This window comes from Streptomyces sp. CNZ287, from assembly GCF_007827615.1.
Genome location: NZ_VISV01000017.1, coordinates 60,492 through 79,816, shown reverse-complemented (window position 1 = coordinate 79,816; position 19,325 = coordinate 60,492). Strand labels below are relative to the sequence as shown.

Here is a 19,325-nt window from a genome sequence, read left to right as displayed (position 1 = left end):
GTGGGCAGATGCGCATCTTGCTGGTGGGCGCGGGCGGCGTCGGCACGGCGATCACCCGGATCGCGGCGCGCCGCGACTTCTTCGAGGCGATGGTCGTCGCGGACCACGACCCCGGCCGGGCGGAGGCCGCGGTCGCCCACGTACGGGCCGCCCACCCGGGGCCCTCCGGCGCCCGGTTCACCGCGGCCCGGGTGGACGCCGGGGACCGTACGGCGGTGGCCGCCCTGCTGCGTACCCACCGCTGCGACGCGCTCCTCAACGCCACCGACCCGCGCTTCGTCATGCCGCTCTTCGAGGCCGCGTACGACACCGCCGCCACCTATGTCGACATGGCGATGTCCCTGTCCCGCCCGCATCCCGTCCGCCCGTACGAGGAGTGCGGCGTGAAGCTCGGCGACGAGCAGTTCGCCGCCGCGGACCGCTGGGCGACCTCCGGCCGCCTCGCGCTCGTCGGCATGGGCGTCGAACCCGGCCTCTCCGACGTCTTCGCGCGCTACGCCGCCGACGAACTCTTCGACACCGTCGAGGAGATAGGCGTACGCGACGGCGCGAACCTCACCGTGGACGGCTACGACTTCGCGCCGTCGTTCTCCATCTGGACGACGATCGAGGAGTGCCTCAACCCGCCCGTCATCTGGGACGCCGGCCGCGGCTGGCACACCACCGAGCCCTTCAGCGAACCGGAGGTCTTCGACTTCCCGGCGGGCATCGGTCCGGTGGAGTGCGTCAACGTCGAGCACGAGGAGGTGCTGCTCGTGCCGCGCTGGATAGACGCGCAGCGGGTCACCTTCAAGTACGGGCTGGGGGAGGAGTTCATCGACGTTCTCAAGACCCTGCACAAGCTGGGCCTGGACCGCACCGCCCCGGTCGCGGTCGGCGACGCGAAGGTCTCGCCGCGCGACGTCGTCGCCGCGTGCCTCCCGGACCCGGCGACCCTGGGCTCCCGGATGCGCGGCAAGACCTGCGCGGGGACGTGGATCCGCGGCACGAAGGACGGCGGGCCGCGGGAGGTGTATCTCCACCACGTGGCGGACAACGAGGAGACGATGGCCCTCGACGGCGTCCAGGCGGTCGTCTGGCAGACGGGCATCAACCCGGTGATAGCCCTGGAACTCCTCGCCACCGGAGAGTGGACCGCGGCGGGCGTCCTGGGCCCGGAAGCCCTCCCGCCCCGCCCCTTCCTGGACCTCCTCACGTCCTACGGCTCCCCCTGGTCCCTCCGCGAAGGCGGCTGACCCGGGGACGTCGAAGGCGCGGGCCTCCCCGGTTCGCCCGGCGGCTCGTCCGCCCACACCTCCCCGGTCGGCAGGTCTTCCCAGGCTGCCGTTCTGCCCTTCGCCAGCTCCGCTTCGAGGTCCGGCGGGGGCAGCCTCGTGCGGAGGCGGGCCGTGATGCGATCGGTGTCGACGCGTTCGGCTTCGGGGAGGGGGGCGCCCGCGGAGGCGCGGAGGGCCTCTGCCTTGCCGAGGAGGCGGGCGGCCGCCGTGGCGTCGCCGGCCAGGGACTCCGCGCCGGCCAGGCCCTCCAGCGCCAGGGCGAGGGCGCGGGGGTCGCCGGTGGGGCGGGCGGAGGCCAGGCCCTCGCGGTGGTGGGCGCGGGCCTGCTCCGCGTCTCCCGCCAGCTCCGCGACGAAGCCCAGCTCGGCGAGGATCAGGGCCGTGCCCACGTCCGACTCGATCTCCCGGTCCCAGTCCAGCCAGCGACGCAGATGCGCTTCCGCCTCCGCCAGCCGGCCCTGCCGGCGGGCGCCCAGCGCCAGGCCGATGCCCGCGAACTCCTCGCCCACCACGTACCCCTGCTCCGCGGCCAGCCGCGCGGCCCGGCCGTGCAGGTCGTCGGCCTGCGCGACGTCCCCCGTGAGCAGCGCGACCCGGCCCAGCATCGACAGCTTGTCCGACACCTCCGACCACAGCCCCAGGTCCTCGGCCATCCGCAGGCCCTCGCGGTGCAGCCGGGCGGCCTGCGCGTAGTCGCCGGTGATCTCCGCGTAGGTGCCGAGGGCGTACGTCGCGTGCAACTGGCCCCAGCGGTCGCCGAGTCCGGCGAAGAGCGCCATGCTGCGCTCCCCGTACTCCGCGAGCGCCGGCAGGTCGCCGCGGAGCACCGCCTGCCGGGCGAGGGTGCTGGACACCGCGGCGGTGCCCCACTGGTCGCCGAGCGCGCGGAAGACCTCCTCGGCGCGGGCCAGCGGGTCGCCGCCGCCGGGCAGCGGGCCGAGGCCGAGCCGGGTGAGGCCGAGGAAGGCGTCGGCGCGGGCGCCGGCGGCCAGTTCGGGGAGGGTGGCGGGGGGTGCCGGGCGGACGGCGGGCAGGGCGTCGGGGGCGAGGGTCTCGCCGAGGCGGAGGGTCATGGCGGCGCGCCAGGTGAGGGCGGTGGTACGGGCCGCGCGCTCCCTCTCCGCGTCGGCCGCGGGACGTGCGTCGTCGGCCGTCGGGGGGGTGGCCAGGGCGGTGGTGAGGAAGCGGCGGCCCTCGCCGAGGCGGCCGCGCAGCACCCAGTACCACGCCAGGTCGCAGGCCAGGCCGAGCGCCGTGGCCGCGGCGCCGGTACGCACCGCGTCCTCCAGCGCCGCGCGCATGTTGGCGGACTCGGCGTCGAGGCGCAGCAGCCACTGGCGCTGGGCGGGGCCGCGCAACTGGGGCTCGGCCTCGGCGGCGAGGGAGGCGTAGTACGCGGCGTGCCGGTGGCGGACGGAGGTGAACTCGCCGGCCTCGCAGAGCTTTTCGTGGCCGTAGGCGGCGACCGACTCCAGCAGGTGGTAGCGCGCGGGGGCCACGCCGTCGCCCGGGGTGGTCATGACCAGCGAGCGGTCGACGAGGCGGGCGAGGAGGCCGAGCACGTCGTCCTCGGCGATGCCGCCGCCCGCGCAGACCGCCTCGGCGGCGCCCAGCGTGCAGCCGTCCGCGTGCAGGGAGAGGCGGCGGAGCACGGCCTGCTCGGGGCCGGTGAGGAGCTCCCAGCTCCAGTCGAGCATCGCCCGCAGGGTGCGCTGCCGGGCGGGTGCGTCGCGCGGTCCCGCGGACAGCAGCCGGAACCGGTCGTCCAGCCGGGCGGCCAACTCGTGCACGCCGAGGGCCCGTACGCGGGTGGCGGCCAGCTCCAGTGCGAGGGGGATGCCGTCGAGCCGGCGGCAGACGGTCGCGACGGCGGCGGCGTTGCCCGCGTCGACGGCGAAGCCGGGGGCGACGGCGGCGGCCCGCGCGGCGAAGAGCCGCACGGCCCCGGAGGCGCGGAGCGCGGCGAGGCCGGGTGCCGCGCCGTCCGCCCCGGCCGCGGGCGCGGCGGGCGCGCCGGTCGCCGGCGGCGGTACGTCCAACGGCGCCACCGGCCACAGGTGTTCGCCGCCGACGCCCAGCGGCTCCTGGCCCGTCGCCAGCACGTGCACGCCCGGCGCCGCCGCGAGCAGCCGGGCGCAGAGGGCGGCGACCGCGTCGACGACGTGCTCGCAGTTGTCGAGGACCAGCAGCACCCGCTTCGTCCGCAGCGCCTCGGCCAGCCGCTCCGCGGGGGGCGTGCCGCCCGCGCCGGTCAGCAGGCCGCCGCCGGCGGTCTCGTCCCGTACGCCCAGCGCCGCGGCCACGACCTCCGCCGCCTTGTCGGCGTCGGGGGCGACGTCCTCCGGCGCCGCTTCCGGCCGGGGCGGTGCCAGCGCCGACAGCTCCACCAGCCACACGCCGTCCGGGAACGACCCCGGCAGCCCCCGGGCCGTCTCCAGCGCCAGCCGGGTCTTGCCCACCCCGCCGGGGCCCGTCAGGGTCACCAGCCGGCCCGTGGCCAGCAGCGCCCGGACCGCCGCCACCGACTCCTCGCGGCCGATCAGGTCGCCGTGCGGCGCCGGCAGATTGCCCCGTACCGCCGTCTCCTCCCGCTGCGGCGGGCCGAGCGCCGCGTCCTGCTCCAGGATCGACTGGTGCAGCGCGACCAGCTCAGGGCCCGGGTCCAGGCCCAGGTCCTCCGCTAGCTGCGTGCGCAGCCTGCCGTAGCTCGCCAGCGCCTCGCTCTGCCGCCCCGCACGGTACAGCGCGCGCAACTGCGCGGCGCGCAGCCGCTCGCGCAGCGGGTGGCGGGCGACGAGGTCGCCCAGCTCGTCGGCGAGGAGGGCGTGCTCGCCGAGTTCGAGCCGGGCCTCCGCCTGCTCTTCGAGGGCCGTCAGCCGCAGCTCGTCGAGCCGGGCGATCTCCGCGCGCGCGAACTCCTCGTCGGCGAAGTCCGCCAGCACCTCGCCCCGCCACAGCGCGAGCGCGTCCGCGAGCAGCGCCGCGCGCGCCCGGGGGTCCTCCGCGCGGCGGGCGGCGGCGGTCAGGGCGGCGAAGCGGCCGGTGTCGGTGGCCTCGGGGCCGACGTCCAGCAGGTAGCCCGGCGGGCGGGAGACGACGAGCGCGCGGGCGCCGGGCTCGGCGTCCTCCAGCGCGCGGCGCAGCTGGGAGACGCGGGTCTGGAGCGCCCCCGCGGGGTTCGCCGGCGGGCTGTCGCCCCACAGGTCGTCCACGAGCCGGTCGGCGGGCACGGCGCGGCCGGCGTGGATCAGCAGGTCGGCCAGGAGGCTGCGGACCTTCACCTCCGGTACGCGGACCGCCTGGCCGCCGGCCGTCCACACCGCCAGCGGACCGAGCACCCCGAAGCGCATGCGTTCACGGTAACCCAGCGCACCGACAGCGCCCGTCGCCGCAGGCCGCCGCCGTACCCGCAGCGGATCTGAAGCGGATCGGAAGGAGACCTGGAGCGCTCTGCCCGACCGTGGTCCACGTCGTCGCCGTCGAATGGGAGGAGGCCCCGGATGAGCACGGACGTCACGCTGCGGCTGACCGTCCTCGGCGGTCTCGGACCCGGCCGGGCGGCGGGAGCCGAGGCCCGGCGGCTCGCCGGGCTCGCGGGCCGGCGGGCCCGGCTGGAGGTCGACCTCATCGACCTCGCGGCCGCCTGTCTGCCGGAGCCCTGCCCCGGCGTGCTGCCCGGCGACGCGCCGGAGCCGCCCGCCGTGCGGGAGCTGCGGCCGTGGCTGGACGCGGCCGACGGGTTCGTCGTCGTGGCCCCGGCCGCGGCCCGGCAGCAGCCCGCAGGGCAGTCCCCCGCGGGGCAGCACTCGGCCGGGCCGCTCCAGCGCGCGCTGGTGTGGTGCGCCGAGGCGTTCAAGGCGCGGCCGGTGGCGCTGCACGTACGCGCGGGGGAGGGAACCGCACGTGCGCTGCGCACCCTGCGCGCCGACCTCGCCGAGGCGCACGCGCTGACCGTCCACGAGACCGACTGCCCCGACCACGCGCTCGACGAACTCATCTGGTGGGCCCGCGCCTTGCGCACCGCACGCGCCCGCACCCCGTACCCCTTCTGATCCCTACCGTCCCCGAACCCCGAAACGAGAAGAATCATGTCCGCAATCGCCCCGGAGGCCCCCGCGCTGCGCGCGGGCCCCAGGCAGTGGCTCGGCCTCGCGGTGCTGCTCGCGCCGACGATCCTGCTCTTCGTCACGATGACCGTGCTGTTCCTCGCCACCCCCGACATCGCCGCCGACCTCGAACCCAGCAGCGGCCAACTGCTGTGGATCAACGACATCTACGGGTTCATGATGGCCGGCCTGCTCGTCGCCATGGGCACCCTCGGCGACCGCATCGGCCGCCGCCGCATCCTCCTCTTCGGCGCCGTGGCGTTCGGTGCGGCGTCCGCGGCGGCCGCGTTCGCGCCGAGCGCGGAGGCGCTGATCGGGGCGCGCGCCGTGATGGGCCTGGGCGCAGCGGCGGTGATGCCGTCGACGCTCTCGCTGATCAGCAACATGTTCCAGGACGCCAAGCAGCGCGCCACCGCCATCGGCCTGTGGGCGGCGTCCGTGTCCGTCGGCGTGGCCGTCGGCCCGCTGGTCGGCGGGCTGCTGCTGGAGAACTTCTGGTGGGGCGCCGCCCTGCTGGCGGGCGCGCCGGTGATGGGTCTCGTGCTGCTCGCGGCGCCGTTCCTGGTGCCCGAGTACCGGGCGCCGCAGCCGGGGCGGCTCGACCTGCCGAGCGTGGCGCTCTCGGTGGTCACCATCCTGCCCATCGTCTACGGGGTGAAGGAGATGGCCGCGCACGGCGTGAACGCCGAGGCGATCGTCGCGCTCGTCCTCGGCGTCGTGCTGTCCACCGTGTTCGTACGGCGGCAGCTCCTGCTGACCGACCCCCTGCTGGACATGCGGCTGTTCCGCAACCGCACCTTCAGCGGCTCGCTGGCCGTCTTCCTCCTCAGCGCGGTCGCGCTCGGCGGCGTGTACCTGCTCTTCACGCAGTACCTGCAGCTCGTCGAGGGGCTGACGCCGCTGGAGGCGGGGCTGTGGATCCTCCCGGCGGCGGTGATGCTGGTGGTCGTCTCGATGCTGTCGCCGGTGATCGCCCGCAGGGTGCGGCCGGGGTACGTCGTCGCGGCGGGCAGCCTGCTGTCTGTGGCGGGGTACCTGGTGCTCACCCAGGTCGACAGCGTGGGCGGGCTGCCGCTGCTGATCACCGGCTTCTACCTGCTCTACCCGGGCATCGCGCCGGTGATGGCCCTGGCCACCAACCTGGTCATCGGCTCCGCCCCGCCGGAGAAGGCGGGCGCCGCGTCCGCGGTCAACAGCACGGCCAGCGACCTCGGCGTGGCCCTCGGCATCGCCCTGCTGGGCAGCGTCGGCACCGCCGTCTACCGCGGCGAGATGGCGGACGCGGTCCCCGCCGGCGTCCCCGAGGGCGCGGACGCCGCCGCCCGCGACACCCTGCCGGGCGCGCTGAGCGCGGCGGAGAACCTGCCGGCGGCACTGGGCGACGCGGTGCTGGCGCCGGCCAAGGAGGCGTTCGCGAGCGGGCTCAACGTGGCGGCGGCGCTCGCCGCGGGGCTGGCGGTCGCGGCGGCGGTCCTGTCGGCGACCCTGCTCCGCCGCGTGCCCGCCGCGGGCGCCGCGCAGGAGGAGCCGGACGCCGCACCCGAGCCCCCGCCCGCGCGGGACGAGACCCCGGTACCGGCGGAAGCCGGCCGCTGAGGCCCGTACGCCGTCCTGGACAGCCGGCGCACGGGAGCGGAAGAGAGCCGCGTGGCGGGGGAGTCGAGCCCTCCCACGCGGCACCCGCCGTCAGGGCGCAGGTCGTTGCCCCACCCGCCGTTGCCGCGCACGCCCGCCGGGCCGCCCTCAGGAGCCCAGGTGGCGGCGGAGCGCCGCGATGCGGTTGCTGGTGATGGCGTCGACGCCCATGGCCGTCAGCCGGCGCCAGTTGCGCGGCCAGTCGACCGTCCAGCACGACACCTTGTAGCCCGCCTCCTGGTCCTCACGGACCGTCGCCTCGTCGAGGAGGCCGAAGCGGTAGTTGAGCCACTGCGGCCGCAGGCGCCGCAGCAGGCCCGCGCGGTACGGGACGGGCGAGGAGCACGTCAGCGCTATCTCGGCGTCGGGGTCCGCGGCGCGGATGGTGAGCAGCGCCGCGGTGCCGCCGCAGTAGTACGTACGCGCCGCCGCGTCGGACTCCAGCACCTCGGTGACGACGTGCTCGGCCGCCGCCGGGTCGGGCAGGTCGATGAACGAGCGGACGCCCGGGCTGTCCGCCATGACCTTCAGCGCCTCGCGCAGCGTCGGGATGCCGCCCTCAGAGCGCTCCTGGACCTCGGCGTACGTCAGCGAGGCCAGGTTCACCTCCTGTCCCCACAGCCGCTGCAGCGTCCGGTCGTGCAGCAGCACCGGCACGCCGTCCCACGTCAGCCGGACGTCGAACTCCACCGCGTCCGCGCCCGCGGCCACGGCGGAGCGCAGCGAGCCGAGGGTGTTCTCGCGGACGACGTACGGATCGCCGCGGTGGGCGACCGCCAGCACGGCGGGGGCGGCGCCCGTCACGGAGCGGGCGGGGTCGCGGCCCCGGGAGCGCCGCCGGCGGCGGTCGCGGGCCAGGCGGCGAGGTACGCGTCGATCTCGGCGGTGAGCGCCGCCTTCGCGGCCGGGTCCATGAACGACGCCGTGACCGAGTTCTTCGCCAGCGCCGCCGTCCCCGCCTCGTCGAGGCCGAGGAGGCGGGCGGCCACGCCGTACTCCGTGTTCAGGTCCGTACCGAACATCGGCGGGTCGTCGCTGCCCAGCGCCACCGTCACGCCCGCGTCCACGATCTGCCGCAGCGGGTGCTCGTCCAGCGAAGGCACCGCCTTCGTCGCGATGTTGGACGTCGGGCAGACCTCCAGCGCGATCCCCGCCTCCGCGAGGTGCGCCAGCAGCTTCGGGTCCTGCGCCGCGCTCGTGCCGTGCCCGATGCGCTCGGCGCGCAGCTCCGTGACCGCGTCCCAGACCGTCTGCGGCCCGGTCGTCTCGCCCGCGTGCGGGACGCTGCGCAGCCCGGCCGCTATGGCCCGGTCGAAGTGCGGCTTGAACTGCCCGCGCGGCACGCCGATCTCGGGGCCGCCCAGGCCGAAGGCCACGAGCCCCTCGCAGCCGATGTCTATCGCGATCCGCGCGGTCTCCTCGGCCGCCGCGAGCCCCGCCTCGCCCGGGATGTCGAAGCACCAGCGCAGCACGACGCCCAGCTCGGTCTCGGCCCTGCGCCGGGCGTCCTCCAGGGCGTCGAGGAAGGCGCGGTCGGGGATGCCGCGGCTCGTGGAGCTGTACGGCGTGACGGTCAGCTCCGCGTACCGGATCTGCTGCCGGGCCATGTCGCGGGCGATCTCGTACGTCAGCAGGTGCACGTCTTCGGGGTCGCGGACGAGGTCCACGACGGACAGGTAGATCTCGATGAAGTGGGCGAAGTCGCGGAAGGAGAAGAACTCGGCGAGCGCGGCGGCGTCCGCGGGCACCGCGGAGTCCGGGTGCCGCGCGGCGAGTGCGGCGACGATGCGGGGCGACGCGGAGCCCACGTGGTGGACATGGAGCTCGGCCTTGGGCAGACCGGCGATGAAGGAGTCGAGATCGGCCATCGCATCATCGTAGGCCAACGGACTGACGGCGCCGCCCCGGCTCCGTAGCATGTGCGAACGCGCGTGCGCGCGGTGCGCGAGGGCAGCGGAGGGAGCGCACATGGCGGCGAGCAGTCCACCCGCCCCGGCCGCGGCCGGGGCGCGACAGGGAGCGGCCGGACTGGGCACGAAGGCGATGGTGTGCGGCATCGTCGGCGTCACGCTCCTGCCCACGGTCTACGGCATCGTCCTCTCGGTGCTGCTGGGCCCGGCGGCGCTGGTGCTCGGCCTGGTCGCGCGGAGCCGCGCGCGGCGCGAAGGCGCGGCCGCCGGGCGCAACGCGGTCATCGGCATCGCCACGGGCGCGGTGGCCTTCGCGGTCGCGGCGGCGGTCATCGTGCTGACGCTGACGGGCGTGATCTTCTCCGGGGACGACGACGAGGAGGAGAAGCCCGCGGAGCGGCGGGACGGGCAGCGCGTGCAGGTCATGGCGGAGCGGTCGGGGACGCTGTCCTGGCCGGGCGGCGGCGCCGGGTGAGCCGGTCCGGGGGGTTACGGGCGGCTCGTACAGTTGAGCCCATGGATACGGACCGGCGGGACGACGCGGCGGGGCGAGGTGCGCTCCGCGTGGAGACGGGCCGGGAGGCGGCGGATCCCGCCGGGGTGCCCGCCGCGGCGGGCACGGAGGCGGGCGGGGACGCGGCCGCGCCTGCGGACGCCGGTGCGGACGGTTCCGCCGGCGCCGGTGCGGACCTCGGTGCGCCTGCGCAGCAGGACCCGGAGGGGGACCGGGGCGCGGGGGTGACGGACGGTCAGGCCGCCGGCCCCGCGGACCCCGCGGCCGGCGGAGGGAAGGACCTCCCGGCGGCCCCGGGCGCCGACCTGCTCCCCTCGCCCGACGGCGGTCCGCCCGTGCCCCTCGCGCCCGGGTGGCAGCGGCCGCGGCCGGGTCCCGGCCCCGGTCCGTACGGCCCGAAGCCCTACCTCCCCGGGCCCTACGCCTGGGTGCCGCCCGCCGGGCCGCGCAACGGCTCCGGGGTCGCGGCGATGATCCTCGGCGTCGTCGGCGCCGTGCTCTCCTTCACGCTCCTCCTCAGCCCGCTCGCCGTCATCCTCGGCGGCCTCGCCATCGGGTTCGGCATCGTCACCCTCCGCCGGGTGCGGCGCGGCGAGGCGCGCAACAGGGGGTCGGGTCTGTCGGGCATCTGGCTCGGCGGTGTGGCGGCGGTCGTCGGTATCGGCATGAGCATCCTGCTCGTCGTCCTGGCGGTCGACTGGTTCGCCCCCGTCTCGCCCGAGACGGACAGCGCGGTCGAGGCCGGCGAGACCGTCACGTACGACGACGGCCTGGAGGTGACCCTCGACGCGCGTCGCACCGGGGGCGACCTGCTCCAGGTGCGCGTGCGGATCGACAACCGCACCGGCGAGATGGTGGCCCTGGCGAGCAGCGAGGTGAACGCGTACCCCATCGGCTCCGACGGAGGGAACCTGGAGCAGGCGTTCGGTGACGCCCTGCCCCTGGCCCTCGGCGAGGACCGGTCCGTCACGGCCGTCTACCACTTCGTACTGGAAGACGGGCCGGACGACATCGAGTTCGAGGTCTCGCCGGGCGGGCCGTACGAGTACGCGTACTGGTGGACGGACTTCGACGGCACTGGCGACGAACAGTCCGCCTGACGCACCACGCACCACGCACCCCGCGGCGCGCTCCGGCGTGCGCCCCTGCTGACCGTTGTGATCCACACCACTTGAGCCGTTTCCGTAAAGCCGCATGAGAGCTCCGGCCCTGCCCTCTCCCCAGTTGACAGCCGGTCTAGCAGGACCGGTGCGAGGGGAGACGGGAGACGGGCGTGATGACTGGTGCGGGAGCGGAATCCGCGGTGGAGTGGCTGGTCTCGGCGGCGTCCGAACCCGAGATCTGCAAGTGGGAGTGGGAGCGCAACCCGCTGGGGGTGGCGCGGCTGCCCGCCGGGCGGCTGTGGGACGTGCTGATCCTGCCGGGGGAGCTGGGGCGGCCGGCGCTCGACGTGATCGCCCGGATCACCGGCCCGCCGGGCCCGGTGCTCGCGGACATGACGGACGCGCGGGTCGGGTTCTTCGTGCCGCCGGGGACGGCGGATCGGTGGGTCGGTCGGTACGGGCGTACGGAGCGCGGGGCACGGGACGTGGATCGTGGTGCCCTACCCGGGGCGGTCGACCGGCGCGGTGCGGTGGCTGGTGCCGCCGGACGGCAGCGGGCGGCTGACGGATCCGGTGGTGCTGGAGCTGGCGATGCACGAGGCGGCCGCGCACCTCGCGGGCGGTCCCGGCGGGGCGGGGCCCGCGGGTCCCGCCGGTGCTACGGGCGGCGGGGGTGGTCCGGTGGCCGGGGAACGACGCGGGCCGCGGCGTACGCCGTGAGCCGGGCGGCTCCGTACCGGCACCCGGCGAGCAGCACCCCCGCCACACACCACCCCGCCACCACGTCCAGCGGCCAGTGGTACTCCCGCCACACCAGCCCCGCCCCGACCCCGAGCACGACCGCCCCGGCCGCGGCCGCCAGCAGCCGCCGGGCGGTGCGGGAGCGGAGCAGGGGCAGCAGGAGCAGCACGACGGCGCCGTACGCGACGGCCGCGGTGGTGGAGTGGCCGGAGGGGAAGAAGCCGGCGTAGTCGTCGGCGAGCGGGCCCTTGGGACCCGGCCGGGCCTGCGCGGACTTCAGCGGCAGGACGACGGCGGGCAGCACGGCGAAGGCGGCGGCCCCCGCGAGCAGCGGGACCTGGACGGCGGCCGGGACGCGGCGGTGAAGGGGATGCAGGAGACGAAGGGGGTGCAGGCGGTCAAGGGGGCGAAGGGGCCCGTGGCGCGCGGGGGCGGTCGCGGTACATCCCGCGCCGCCGGGCGCCGCCCCGGCGCGTACCGGCGTGCGCCACACCGCGTAGAGCATCGCCGCCGCCAGCACCGGCAGCGCCACCCCCACCCCGCCCAGGTCGGCCAGGAGCTCCGCGCCCGGCGGGGCGTGCCGCGACAGCGCGGGGCCGGTGCGCTCGTCCAGCTCGCGCACCGGCCCGTCCACCGCGACCTGCCAGGCCAGCAGCCCGTACAGCACGGCGCAGCCGAGGACGGCCCACGCCGCGACCGCCCACCGCCGTAGCGGCGGCGCCTGCGCCGGCTCCAGCCCCTGCGCTCGCGCCTGCTTCTGCGCCGGCTCCTGTGCCCGTTCCGCACCCCGCGCCGCCGGCCGGCGCGGGGCGCGCCGTACCCGTACCGCCTGCCTCACGCGTTCCGCGAGAGCGCCCCTTCCAGAATGTCCAGCCCTTCGGCCAGCAGGTCCTCGCCGATCACCAGCGGCGGCAGGAAGCGCATCACGTTCCCGTACGTCCCGGTGGTCAGCACCAGCAGCCCCTCCCCGTGGCACGTCTTGGCCAGCGCCGCCGTGAGCTGCGGGTCGGGGTCCTTCGTCCCCGGCTTGACCAGCTCGATGGCCAGCATCGCACCCCGGCCGCGGACGTCGCCGATGGCGTCGTACTTGCCCTGCAGCTCAAGCAGCCGGGCCTTCATGATCTCCTCGATGCGCCGGGCCTTCGCGTTCAGGTCCAGCTCGCGCATCGTCTCGATAGCGCCGAGCGCGGCGGCGCACGCCACCGGGTTGCCGCCGTACGTGCCGCCGAGACCGCCGACGTGCGGGGCGTCCATCATCTCCGCGCGGCCGGTGACCGCGGCCAGCGGCAGCCCGCCGGCGATGCCCTTGGCGGTGGTGACGAGGTCGGGGACGACGCCCTCCGCCTCGGAGGCGAACCACTGGCCCGTACGGCAGAAGCCGGACTGGATCTCGTCGGCGACGAAGACGATGCCGTTGTCCTTCGCGAACTGCGCGATCCGCGGGAGGAAGCCGGGCGCCGGCACGATGAAGCCGCCCTCGCCGAGGATCGGCTCGATGACGATGGCCGCCACGCTCGAAGCGCCGACCTGCTTGGTGATCAGGTCGACGGCCTGCGCCGCGGCCTCCTCGGCGCAGTTCTCGGGGCCGGTCAGCCAGCGGTAGGGGTAGGCGACGGGCACGCGGTAGATCTCCGGCGCGAAGGGGCCGAAGCCGTGCTTGTACGGCATGTCCTTGGCGGTGAGCGCCATGGTGAGGTTCGTCCGCCCGTGGTAGCCGTGGTCGAAGACGACGACGGCCTGGCGGCCGGTGTACGAACGGGCGATCTTGACGGCGTTCTCCACGGCCTCGGCTCCGGAGTTGAAGAGCGCCGACTTCTTGGCGTGGTCCCCGGGGGTCAGCTCGGCGAGCTGCTCGCAGACCTCCACGTAGCCTTCGTAGGGCGTGACCATCATGCAGGTGTGCGTGAAGTCGGCCAACTGCGCGGACGCGCGGCGGACGACGGCCTCGGCGCTGTTGCCGACGGAGGTGACGGCGATGCCGGCGCCGAAGTCGATGAACCGGTTGCCGTCGACGTCCTCGACGACACCGCCGGAGGCGCGGGCGGCGAAGACGGGCATCACCGTGCCCACGCCCTGCGCCACGGCGCCGTTCTTGCGCGCCATCAGCTCCTGGGACTTCGGCCCCGGGATCGGGGTGACAAGCCGCCGCTCCTGGGGGAGCGCGGCGCCTGCGGTGGCGGAAGCGCTGGTCATGGGGGATCTCCTCCGGGTCCGGACGACGATGCTCTCCCTCGCAGGCTAGGGCCGGGCGCGGGGTGGGGGCATGCTACGCGGGGGAGCGGTCTGCCGTGTCGCTTTGTCCACGGTGGACAGGGGGCGGGTGAGCTGCGGAAACGCGGGTGTGCGCGGCGGGCGGGGCGCGGGCGTACGGCGGAGTGGGGGGCGGGCGTACGGCGTACGGACGGGGGCGCCGGGCGCACCCACCGCGACGCCCGCGGACGCGTACGGCCCGCACCCTGTCCCGCAGCCCTCGGTTCGGGCCCGCCCTAGCCCTCCGGGAAGCGGACCGACGTCAGCTTCTCCGGATTGCGCTGCACGTCGATGGCCGTGATCCGCCCCCCGTCCACCGTGAACGCCGCCACCGACACGTCCCCCTCCGGCCCGTACAGCACCAGCCCGGCGGCCCCGTTGACGGTGACCACGCGCATCGTGCCGGGCGGCAGCCGCCCGCCGCCGAACGCGACCAGCCCGCGCGCCACCTGCTCCGCGCCCCGCACCACCCCCGGCAGCGACGAGACCAGCCCGCCGCCGTCCCCGCGCCACGCCACCTCCGGATCGAGCAGCCGCACCAGCCCCTCCAGATCGCCCTCCTGGCAGGCGGCGGCGAACGCGCGCACCAGCCGCCACTGCTCCGCCCGCGGCGCGGGCTCGTGCGGGCGGCTCCGCTCCACGTGCCGCCGGGCGCGGGAGGCGAGTTGGCGCACGGCGGCCGGGGTGCGGCCGACGACCTCGGCGACCTGGGTGAAGGGCAGGCCGAAGACGTCGTGGAGGAGGAAGGCGGTGCGCTGCGCGGGCGAGAGCTCGTCCAGCACGACGAGCAGCGCCATGCTCACCGACTCGTCGAGCGTCACCTGCTCCGCCGGGTCGGCGGGGCGGACGGTCCCGGCCGGCTCCACGAGCGGCTCGGGCAGCCAGGTGCCCACGTACCGCTCGCGCCGGGCGCGGGCGCTGCCGAGCGCGTCGAGCGCGAGCCGGCCGACGACCGTGGTGAGCCAGCCGCGCAGGTCGCGTATCGCTCCGGGATCCGGCACGCGGCGCAGCCGCAGCCAGGACTCCTGCACGCAGTCCTCGGCCTCGGCGAGGGAGCCGGTGGTGGAGTACGCGACCCGCAGCAGCCGGGGCCGCTCGTGCTCGAAGGCCCGGGCGAGATCGTCGTCGTGCGGCACGCTCACCGCCTCCTTCGCGGGCTGGCCTGGGCGGTCGACGGGCGTGGTGCCCCGGAGGTGGTGTTTCTCATGCCCTCAGGACGATGCGGGGCGCGGATATGTGACTCCCGGGGGTGCGGGTGGGCGTACGGGGGTGGTTGACGCGTGCCGCGGACGGGCACCGGGTCGGTGGGCGGCACGCGCTAAGTTGGGCGGGACGGTGCCGAGTTGCCGGCCGGCGGTGACGGGGCGCAGGAACGCAGGATCGGGCCCGGCTCCGCAACGGGGGCCGGACCAGCGGAAGGAAGAGCAGAACATGGGCGAGGACGGCCGACGCGGGCCGCGGAAGTCGGGACCGGAGCACGGGGATCGGCCCTGGCGTCCCGCGCGGCCCACGCAGCCGCCCATCGGCCCTGCGGTGCCGCCACAGTCCCGGGGAGCGGCGCCGGGCGCGGCGGCCGGAGCCGGGCAGGGCGGGACCGAGGCGTGGGAGAACCCGTTCGTCCGCTGGATGCGCACGCCGCGGCCGGAGGCGGGGCCGGGGATCTGGCGGTTCGGGCACGTGCCCAGGCCGCCTGACGAGGCGGACCGGATGTCCGACCGGCAACTGCTCGGCGGCGCCGCGCTCGCGCTGATCAGCGGGTTGATCGTGTGGTCGCTCTGCTGGAACGGCGTCATCACCATCTGGCTCTGGCCGCTCGACTGGGTCACCCTGGACGCCTGGCGGGACACGGGCGCCATGGTCGCCGCGGGTTACCTCTACTACGGCCTGTTCATCCTGTTGCTCGTGTACGTCTTCGGCCGCATCGGGCGGTGGCGCGAGGTGTGGACCCGCTTCCTGGAGCCCGCCCTCAGTGCTCAGCAGCCCGACCCGACCCAGGAGGACGCCGAAGCCGAGGATCCCGTGGTGTGGCCCGAGTTGCGGGCTGCCGGGTTGGTGGGGGAGGCCGAGGTGCTCGGGGGGGCCGCCCGGGGTGGGGGGATGAACGACGTCGATCTGGCGCGGATAGCGCGGGCCTGGGAGTCCGTACGGGCCCGGCCCGAGCGGCTGCGGGCCTTCGCCGACTCCGTACGGCGCGACGGCCCCGCCGCCTGCCCGCACCCCTCCGGGCTCCGCGACATCGGCCGCCGCGCGTACCGGCACGACCTCGTCACCGGCCAGGTCCGCATCGGCGCCGCCCCCGACGACAAGCGCAACCCCTACGCCTACCGCGGCGGCGGCATCGCCCTCGAACCCGCCCTCCTCGGCACCGGATTACTCGCCGTCGGCCCCGCGGGCAACGTGGTCAGCGACCGCGTCACCGGACCCGTCGCCGAGCTGCTCTGCCTCCAGGCGCTCGCCGGGCAGGCCGCGGTCGTCGTCGTCGGGGCGGCCGGCGCCCCGCTCGGCGACGACGACGCGTACGACGTCGTCATCCGCATCGCCGACCCCTCCTCCCCCCACGACCTCGACCTCTACGGCGGCACCGCCGACCCCGACGAGGCCGCCGCCCTCCTCGCCGAGGCCCTGCTCGGCGGCGACGAGGCCGACTGGGCGCACGCCCGGCCCGCCGTCACCGCCCTCGGCCAGCTCATCGGTGCCTACCAGTCGGCGTACGGCACTTTCCCCGGCGTCGCCGAGCTGCGCGGCCTCCTCGACGGCGACCGTGCCGCCCTCGCCGCCCTGCGGCGCGACTGCACCGCCGTCGCGGAGGGCATGCCCGAGGACGGTGCCGACCCCTTCGCCGCCGACCGCGCCGTCGCCGCCCTCCGCGAGCTCGACGCCCGCGAGCGCCAGCTCTCCCGCCCCGGCGACGTCGGCGCCCTCCTCGCCGGCCGGCTCGCCGTGCTCGACCGCCCGGTCTTCGCCCGGTTCTTCGACACCCGCGGCCGCGGCCGCCAGTTCTCCATGCGGGCGCTGGAGCACCCGATGCGGGTACGGATCGTGCTGCCGGAGCGTACGCACGCCGAGGCGTCCCGGGTGCTAGCCCGGCTCCTCCTCGCCCAGTTCACCGCCGCCGCCCCGGCCCGCTCCGACCGCTCCCTCTTCGCCGCCCTCGTCCTCGACGACGCCGCCCGCACCGCCAGCCCCGAGTCCGTACGGGCCATCGGGAGGCTGCGCGCCGCGCACGCCGGCGTGATCCTCGGGCTGCGCGGGCTCGACGACGTCGCGGAGCCGGTGCGCGGGCCGCTGCTGGCCGCGGTCGGCTGCCGGATGGCGCTCACCGGCGTCAGCACCTGGGACGGCCGGCACTTCGCGGAGGCGTGGGGCGCGGAGTGGGTGGAGGCGGAGGACGTCACGCATGTCCCGGATGTCTCCGGCGGTCTCATCCGGAAGCTGCTGAGGTGGGTACGGCAGGTCTTCACGGGTACGAAAGCCATGAGCCGCTCGGTGACGGTGCGCACCGTGGAGCGGGAGCGCTGGTCGGCCTCGGAGCTGGCGAACACGCTGCCGCCCGGGCACGCGGTGCTCTCCGTGACGACCGTGGACGGCGAGCGGACGCCTCCGGTGCTGGTCGACTTGCACCACTGAGGCACAATGGCAACAGCCGTTCATACGGAGCGGCGTAAGCACAGCGACAGTCTGAAAGCGGTCGGATACCTCCGCGACGGTCGGAGGACGGTGCGGATCGCCGGACTCCGGAGGGCCTGCGGGCCCACCGGGGCCGGACGGGGGCGGTCGGGACCGGTCGCGTACGCAGCGGACCGGTCCGGCCTGGGCGGTCGCGCAGACGGTCACGAACAGCATGGCGGCCCCGGCCGCCGCAGCAGCCAGAAGGTGCCATGCCCACGCTCGCCTCGCTCGTCCGCCATCCCACCCTCAAGCTCTCCGTCCTCACCGGCGCGGACGAGCTGGACGTGGCCGTGCGCTGGGCGCAGACCAGTGAGTTGATAGACCCCGTGCCGTACCTCGAAGGCGGCGAGCTGATCCTCACGACCGCGCTCAAGCTCGACGTCGAGGACGCCGAGGCCATGCGCCGCTACATGCGGCGGCTCGCGGACGCCGGGGTGGTCGGGGTGGGCTTCGGCGTCGGCGTGAACGTCGAGACCGTGCCGGAGGCGCTGCTCGCGGCGGCCAGGGAGGCGCGGGTGCCGCTGCTGGAGGTGCCGCGGACGACGCCGTTCATCGCCATCTCCAAGGTGGTCTCCGCGGCCATCGCCGCCGACCAGTACCGGTCGCTGACCCGCGGCTTCGAGGCGCAGCGCGACCTGACCAGGGCGGCGCTGGGCGCGGAGGGACCGGCGACGGTCGTCAGCCGGCTCGCGGCGCACGTCCGCGGCTGGGCGGCGCTGTACGACACGGCGGGGGAGGTGCTCGCGGTCTCCCCGGCCGGGGCGGCGGCGCGGGCGGAGGCGCTGAAGGGCGACGTGGCGCGGCTGCGCCGGCGGCCCGCGCCGGCGAGCGCGGTGGTGGCGGGCGTACGGGCCGAGGAGCCGGCGGACGCGGAGCCGGCCGGGCCGGCGGACGCGGGCGGCGGAGGGGCCGTAGCGGAGGGGACGGCGGCGGAAGGAGCAGTGGCGGAAGGAGCGGTGGCGGAAGGAGCGGTGGTGGAAGGGACGCCGGCGGACGGGGCGGCATCGGACGGTGCCGCAGGTGCGGCGCCGGAGGCCGCGGCCGACGCTCCTCCCGGCCGGGCCGGCGATGCCGCCCGTGGGGCGGGCCACGCCCCCGACCGCCCGGCGCGGGACGCCGCCGGACCGGCGGAGGACCGCGTCGAGCTGCAGTCCCTCGGCTCCGGCCGCCGCTGCTGCGGCGTCCTCGCCGTCGGGACCGACGGCAAGCTGGGCCCCGCCGAGCGCTACGCCGTGCACGCCGCCGTCTCCCTCCTCACCCTCGTCACCGAGCGCTCCAGCGCGTTCTCCGCCGCCGAGCAGCGCCTCGGCACCGCCGTGCTGCGGCTGCTCCTCGCCGGCCAGCCCGACCACGCGCGGTCCGTCGCCGGGCCGCTGTACGGAGGGCTGCTGGACGCGCCCGTACGCCTCCTCGTCGCCGAGGCCGCCGCGCCGGTGGCGCCGGTGGGGGAGGGCGAGCCGGAGCCGCTGCCGGAGGCGCTGGGGGAGCTGGCCGACGCGCTGGACGCCGCTGCGGCCGGGTCGGGCGAGGCGTTCCTCGCGGTGCCCGACGCCGGCCGGCTGGTGGTCCTGGCCACGGACGGCGGCGCGGTCGCGGAGGCGGCGGTGCAGCACGCGGGGCGGGTCGAGGCCGCGCACCCGGGTGCGGTGGGGCAGGCCCGCGGGTCCGGCGCGGGGCAGGGGACGCTGCCGCTGGTCGCCGGGGTGTCGGCGCCGGCGGGTCCCGCGGTGGTGACGGTGGCGTACAAGCAGGCCGAGCAGGCGCTGTCGGTGGCGCGGCGGCGCGGCCGGGTGCTGGTGGAGCACGAGGACGTGACGGCGGGCTCGGTGGTGGACCTGCTGGCGGACGACGCCGTGCAGGCGTTCGCGGACGGCACGCTGCGGGCGCTGCGCGAGCACGACGAGCGGGGCCGCGGCGACCTCGTCGCCTCGCTGCGGGCGTGGCTGTCGCGGCACGGGCAGTGGGACGCGGCGGCGGCCGACCTCGGGGTGCACCGGCACACGCTGCGCTACCGGATGCGGCGGGTGGAGGAGATCCTCGGCCGCTCGCTGGACGACCCGGACACGCGGATGGAGCTGTGGCTGGCCCTCAAGGCGTAGCGGGGGTCCGCCGCCCCGGCG

At 76.3% G+C, this 19,325-nt stretch carries 13 protein-coding genes and 1 pseudogene; 8 read left to right on the top strand and 6 right to left on the bottom strand.

Translation table 11 applies throughout. From position 1 onward, the window contains the following. Nucleotides 1–8: 8 nt before the first annotated feature. Nucleotides 9–1,235: a saccharopine dehydrogenase C-terminal domain-containing protein gene (locus FB457_RS26490; RefSeq protein ID WP_145783509.1), complete on the top strand. Its 1,227-nt coding sequence runs from the start codon at nucleotides 9–11 to the stop codon at nucleotides 1,233–1,235. Here FB457_RS26490 and FB457_RS26485 read toward each other — a convergent pair. Further along, nucleotides 1,199–4,627 (bottom strand): AfsR/SARP family transcriptional regulator, encoded by a 3,429-nt coding sequence (locus FB457_RS26485; protein WP_347615525.1) that lies wholly within the window; start codon nucleotides 4,625–4,627, stop codon nucleotides 1,199–1,201. The genes FB457_RS26490 and FB457_RS26485 overlap by 37 nt on opposite strands. Nucleotides 4,628–4,777: 150 nt before the next feature. Here FB457_RS26485 and FB457_RS26480 point away from each other — a divergent pair, with 150 nt between their 5' ends. Next, on the top strand, nucleotides 4,778–5,329 hold the full coding sequence (locus FB457_RS26480; protein ID WP_145783507.1) for an NAD(P)H-dependent oxidoreductase: 552 nt from the start codon (nucleotides 4,778–4,780) through the stop codon (nucleotides 5,327–5,329). 36 nt (nucleotides 5,330–5,365) lie between these two features. Further along, nucleotides 5,366–6,979: an MFS transporter gene (locus FB457_RS26475; protein WP_047018371.1), complete on the top strand. Its 1,614-nt coding sequence runs from the start codon at nucleotides 5,366–5,368 to the stop codon at nucleotides 6,977–6,979. 147 nt (nucleotides 6,980–7,126) lie between these two features. Here FB457_RS26475 and FB457_RS26470 read toward each other — a convergent pair whose 3' ends face one another. Together FB457_RS26470 and FB457_RS26465 are read right to left on the bottom strand one after the other, a co-directional pair. Further along, nucleotides 7,127–7,876, bottom strand: a complete 750-nt coding sequence (locus tag FB457_RS26470; protein WP_145783555.1) for a glycerophosphodiester phosphodiesterase — start codon at nucleotides 7,874–7,876, stop codon at nucleotides 7,127–7,129. Continuing rightward, a complete protein-coding gene (locus tag FB457_RS26465) occupies nucleotides 7,819–8,886 on the bottom strand; it encodes an adenosine deaminase (protein WP_047018373.1) in 1,068 nt (355 codons plus the stop codon). Before FB457_RS26465 ends, FB457_RS26470 begins: the two co-directional genes overlap by 58 nt. Nucleotides 8,887–8,986: 100 nt before the next feature. Here FB457_RS26465 and FB457_RS26460 point away from each other — a divergent pair, with 100 nt between their 5' ends. The 3 genes and pseudogenes from FB457_RS26460 to FB457_RS36435 all read left to right on the top strand — a co-directional run bounded on the left by FB457_RS26460 (nucleotide 8,987) and on the right by FB457_RS36435 (nucleotide 11,265). Next, nucleotides 8,987–9,403 (top strand): DUF4190 domain-containing protein, encoded by a 417-nt coding sequence (locus tag FB457_RS26460; RefSeq protein WP_486589141.1) that lies wholly within the window; start codon nucleotides 8,987–8,989, stop codon nucleotides 9,401–9,403. 41 nt (nucleotides 9,404–9,444) lie between these two features. Continuing rightward, complete coding sequence (locus FB457_RS26455; protein ID WP_145783505.1) at nucleotides 9,445–10,542, top strand: DUF308 domain-containing protein; 1,098 nt, start codon at nucleotides 9,445–9,447, stop codon at nucleotides 10,540–10,542. A 176-nt stretch (nucleotides 10,543–10,718) separates the two neighbouring features. Further along, nucleotides 10,719–11,265, top strand: a pseudogene (locus FB457_RS36435) (hypothetical protein). Here the strand turns inward: FB457_RS36435 and FB457_RS26445 are convergent. The 3 genes from FB457_RS26445 to sigJ all read right to left on the bottom strand — a co-directional run bounded on the left by FB457_RS26445 (nucleotide 11,204) and on the right by sigJ (nucleotide 14,672). Then, a complete protein-coding gene (locus FB457_RS26445; protein WP_047018378.1) occupies nucleotides 11,204–12,124 on the bottom strand; it encodes a phosphatase PAP2 family protein in 921 nt (306 codons plus the stop codon). The pseudogene FB457_RS36435 and the gene FB457_RS26445 overlap by 62 nt on opposite strands. Beyond that, nucleotides 12,121–13,479 (bottom strand): 4-aminobutyrate--2-oxoglutarate transaminase, encoded by a 1,359-nt coding sequence (gene gabT, locus FB457_RS26440; protein ID WP_047018379.1) that lies wholly within the window; start codon nucleotides 13,477–13,479, stop codon nucleotides 12,121–12,123. Before gabT ends, FB457_RS26445 begins: the two co-directional genes overlap by 4 nt. 293 nt (nucleotides 13,480–13,772) lie before the next feature. Continuing rightward, nucleotides 13,773–14,672 (bottom strand): RNA polymerase sigma factor SigJ, encoded by a 900-nt coding sequence (sigJ, locus tag FB457_RS26435; protein ID WP_078898462.1) that lies wholly within the window; start codon nucleotides 14,670–14,672, stop codon nucleotides 13,773–13,775. Between the two features lie 295 nt (nucleotides 14,673–14,967). Here sigJ and FB457_RS26430 point away from each other — a divergent pair, with 295 nt between their 5' ends. Then, on the top strand, nucleotides 14,968–17,163 hold the full coding sequence (locus FB457_RS26430) for a hypothetical protein (protein WP_486589140.1): 2,196 nt from the start codon (nucleotides 14,968–14,970) through the stop codon (nucleotides 17,161–17,163). Between the two features lie 251 nt (nucleotides 17,164–17,414). Beyond that, nucleotides 17,415–19,304: a helix-turn-helix domain-containing protein gene (locus tag FB457_RS26425; protein ID WP_047018382.1), complete on the top strand. Its 1,890-nt coding sequence runs from the start codon at nucleotides 17,415–17,417 to the stop codon at nucleotides 19,302–19,304. The last annotated feature ends 21 nt before the right edge of the window (nucleotides 19,305–19,325 follow it).

Excerpts from the sequence above, each read along its gene's own strand:
- FB457_RS26490 (WP_145783509.1), top strand. The coding sequence starts at position 9 with ATGCGCATCTTGCTGGTGGGCGCGGGCGGCGTCGGCACGGCGATCACC.
- FB457_RS26485 (WP_347615525.1), bottom strand. The coding sequence starts at position 4,627 with ATGCGCTTCGGGGTGCTCGGTCCGCTGGCGGTGTGGACGGCCGGCGGC.
- FB457_RS26480 (WP_145783507.1), top strand. The coding sequence starts at position 4,778 with ATGAGCACGGACGTCACGCTGCGGCTGACCGTCCTCGGCGGTCTCGGA.
- FB457_RS26475 (WP_047018371.1), top strand. The coding sequence starts at position 5,366 with ATGTCCGCAATCGCCCCGGAGGCCCCCGCGCTGCGCGCGGGCCCCAGG.
- FB457_RS26465 (WP_047018373.1), bottom strand. The coding sequence starts at position 8,886 with ATGGCCGATCTCGACTCCTTCATCGCCGGTCTGCCCAAGGCCGAGCTC.
- FB457_RS26460 (WP_486589141.1), top strand. The coding sequence starts at position 8,987 with ATGGCGGCGAGCAGTCCACCCGCCCCGGCCGCGGCCGGGGCGCGACAG.
- FB457_RS26455 (WP_145783505.1), top strand. The coding sequence starts at position 9,445 with ATGGATACGGACCGGCGGGACGACGCGGCGGGGCGAGGTGCGCTCCGC.
- gabT (WP_047018379.1), bottom strand. The coding sequence starts at position 13,479 with ATGACCAGCGCTTCCGCCACCGCAGGCGCCGCGCTCCCCCAGGAGCGG.
- FB457_RS26430 (WP_486589140.1), top strand. The coding sequence starts at position 14,968 with ATGGGCGAGGACGGCCGACGCGGGCCGCGGAAGTCGGGACCGGAGCAC.
- FB457_RS26425 (WP_047018382.1), top strand. The coding sequence starts at position 17,415 with ATGCCCACGCTCGCCTCGCTCGTCCGCCATCCCACCCTCAAGCTCTCC.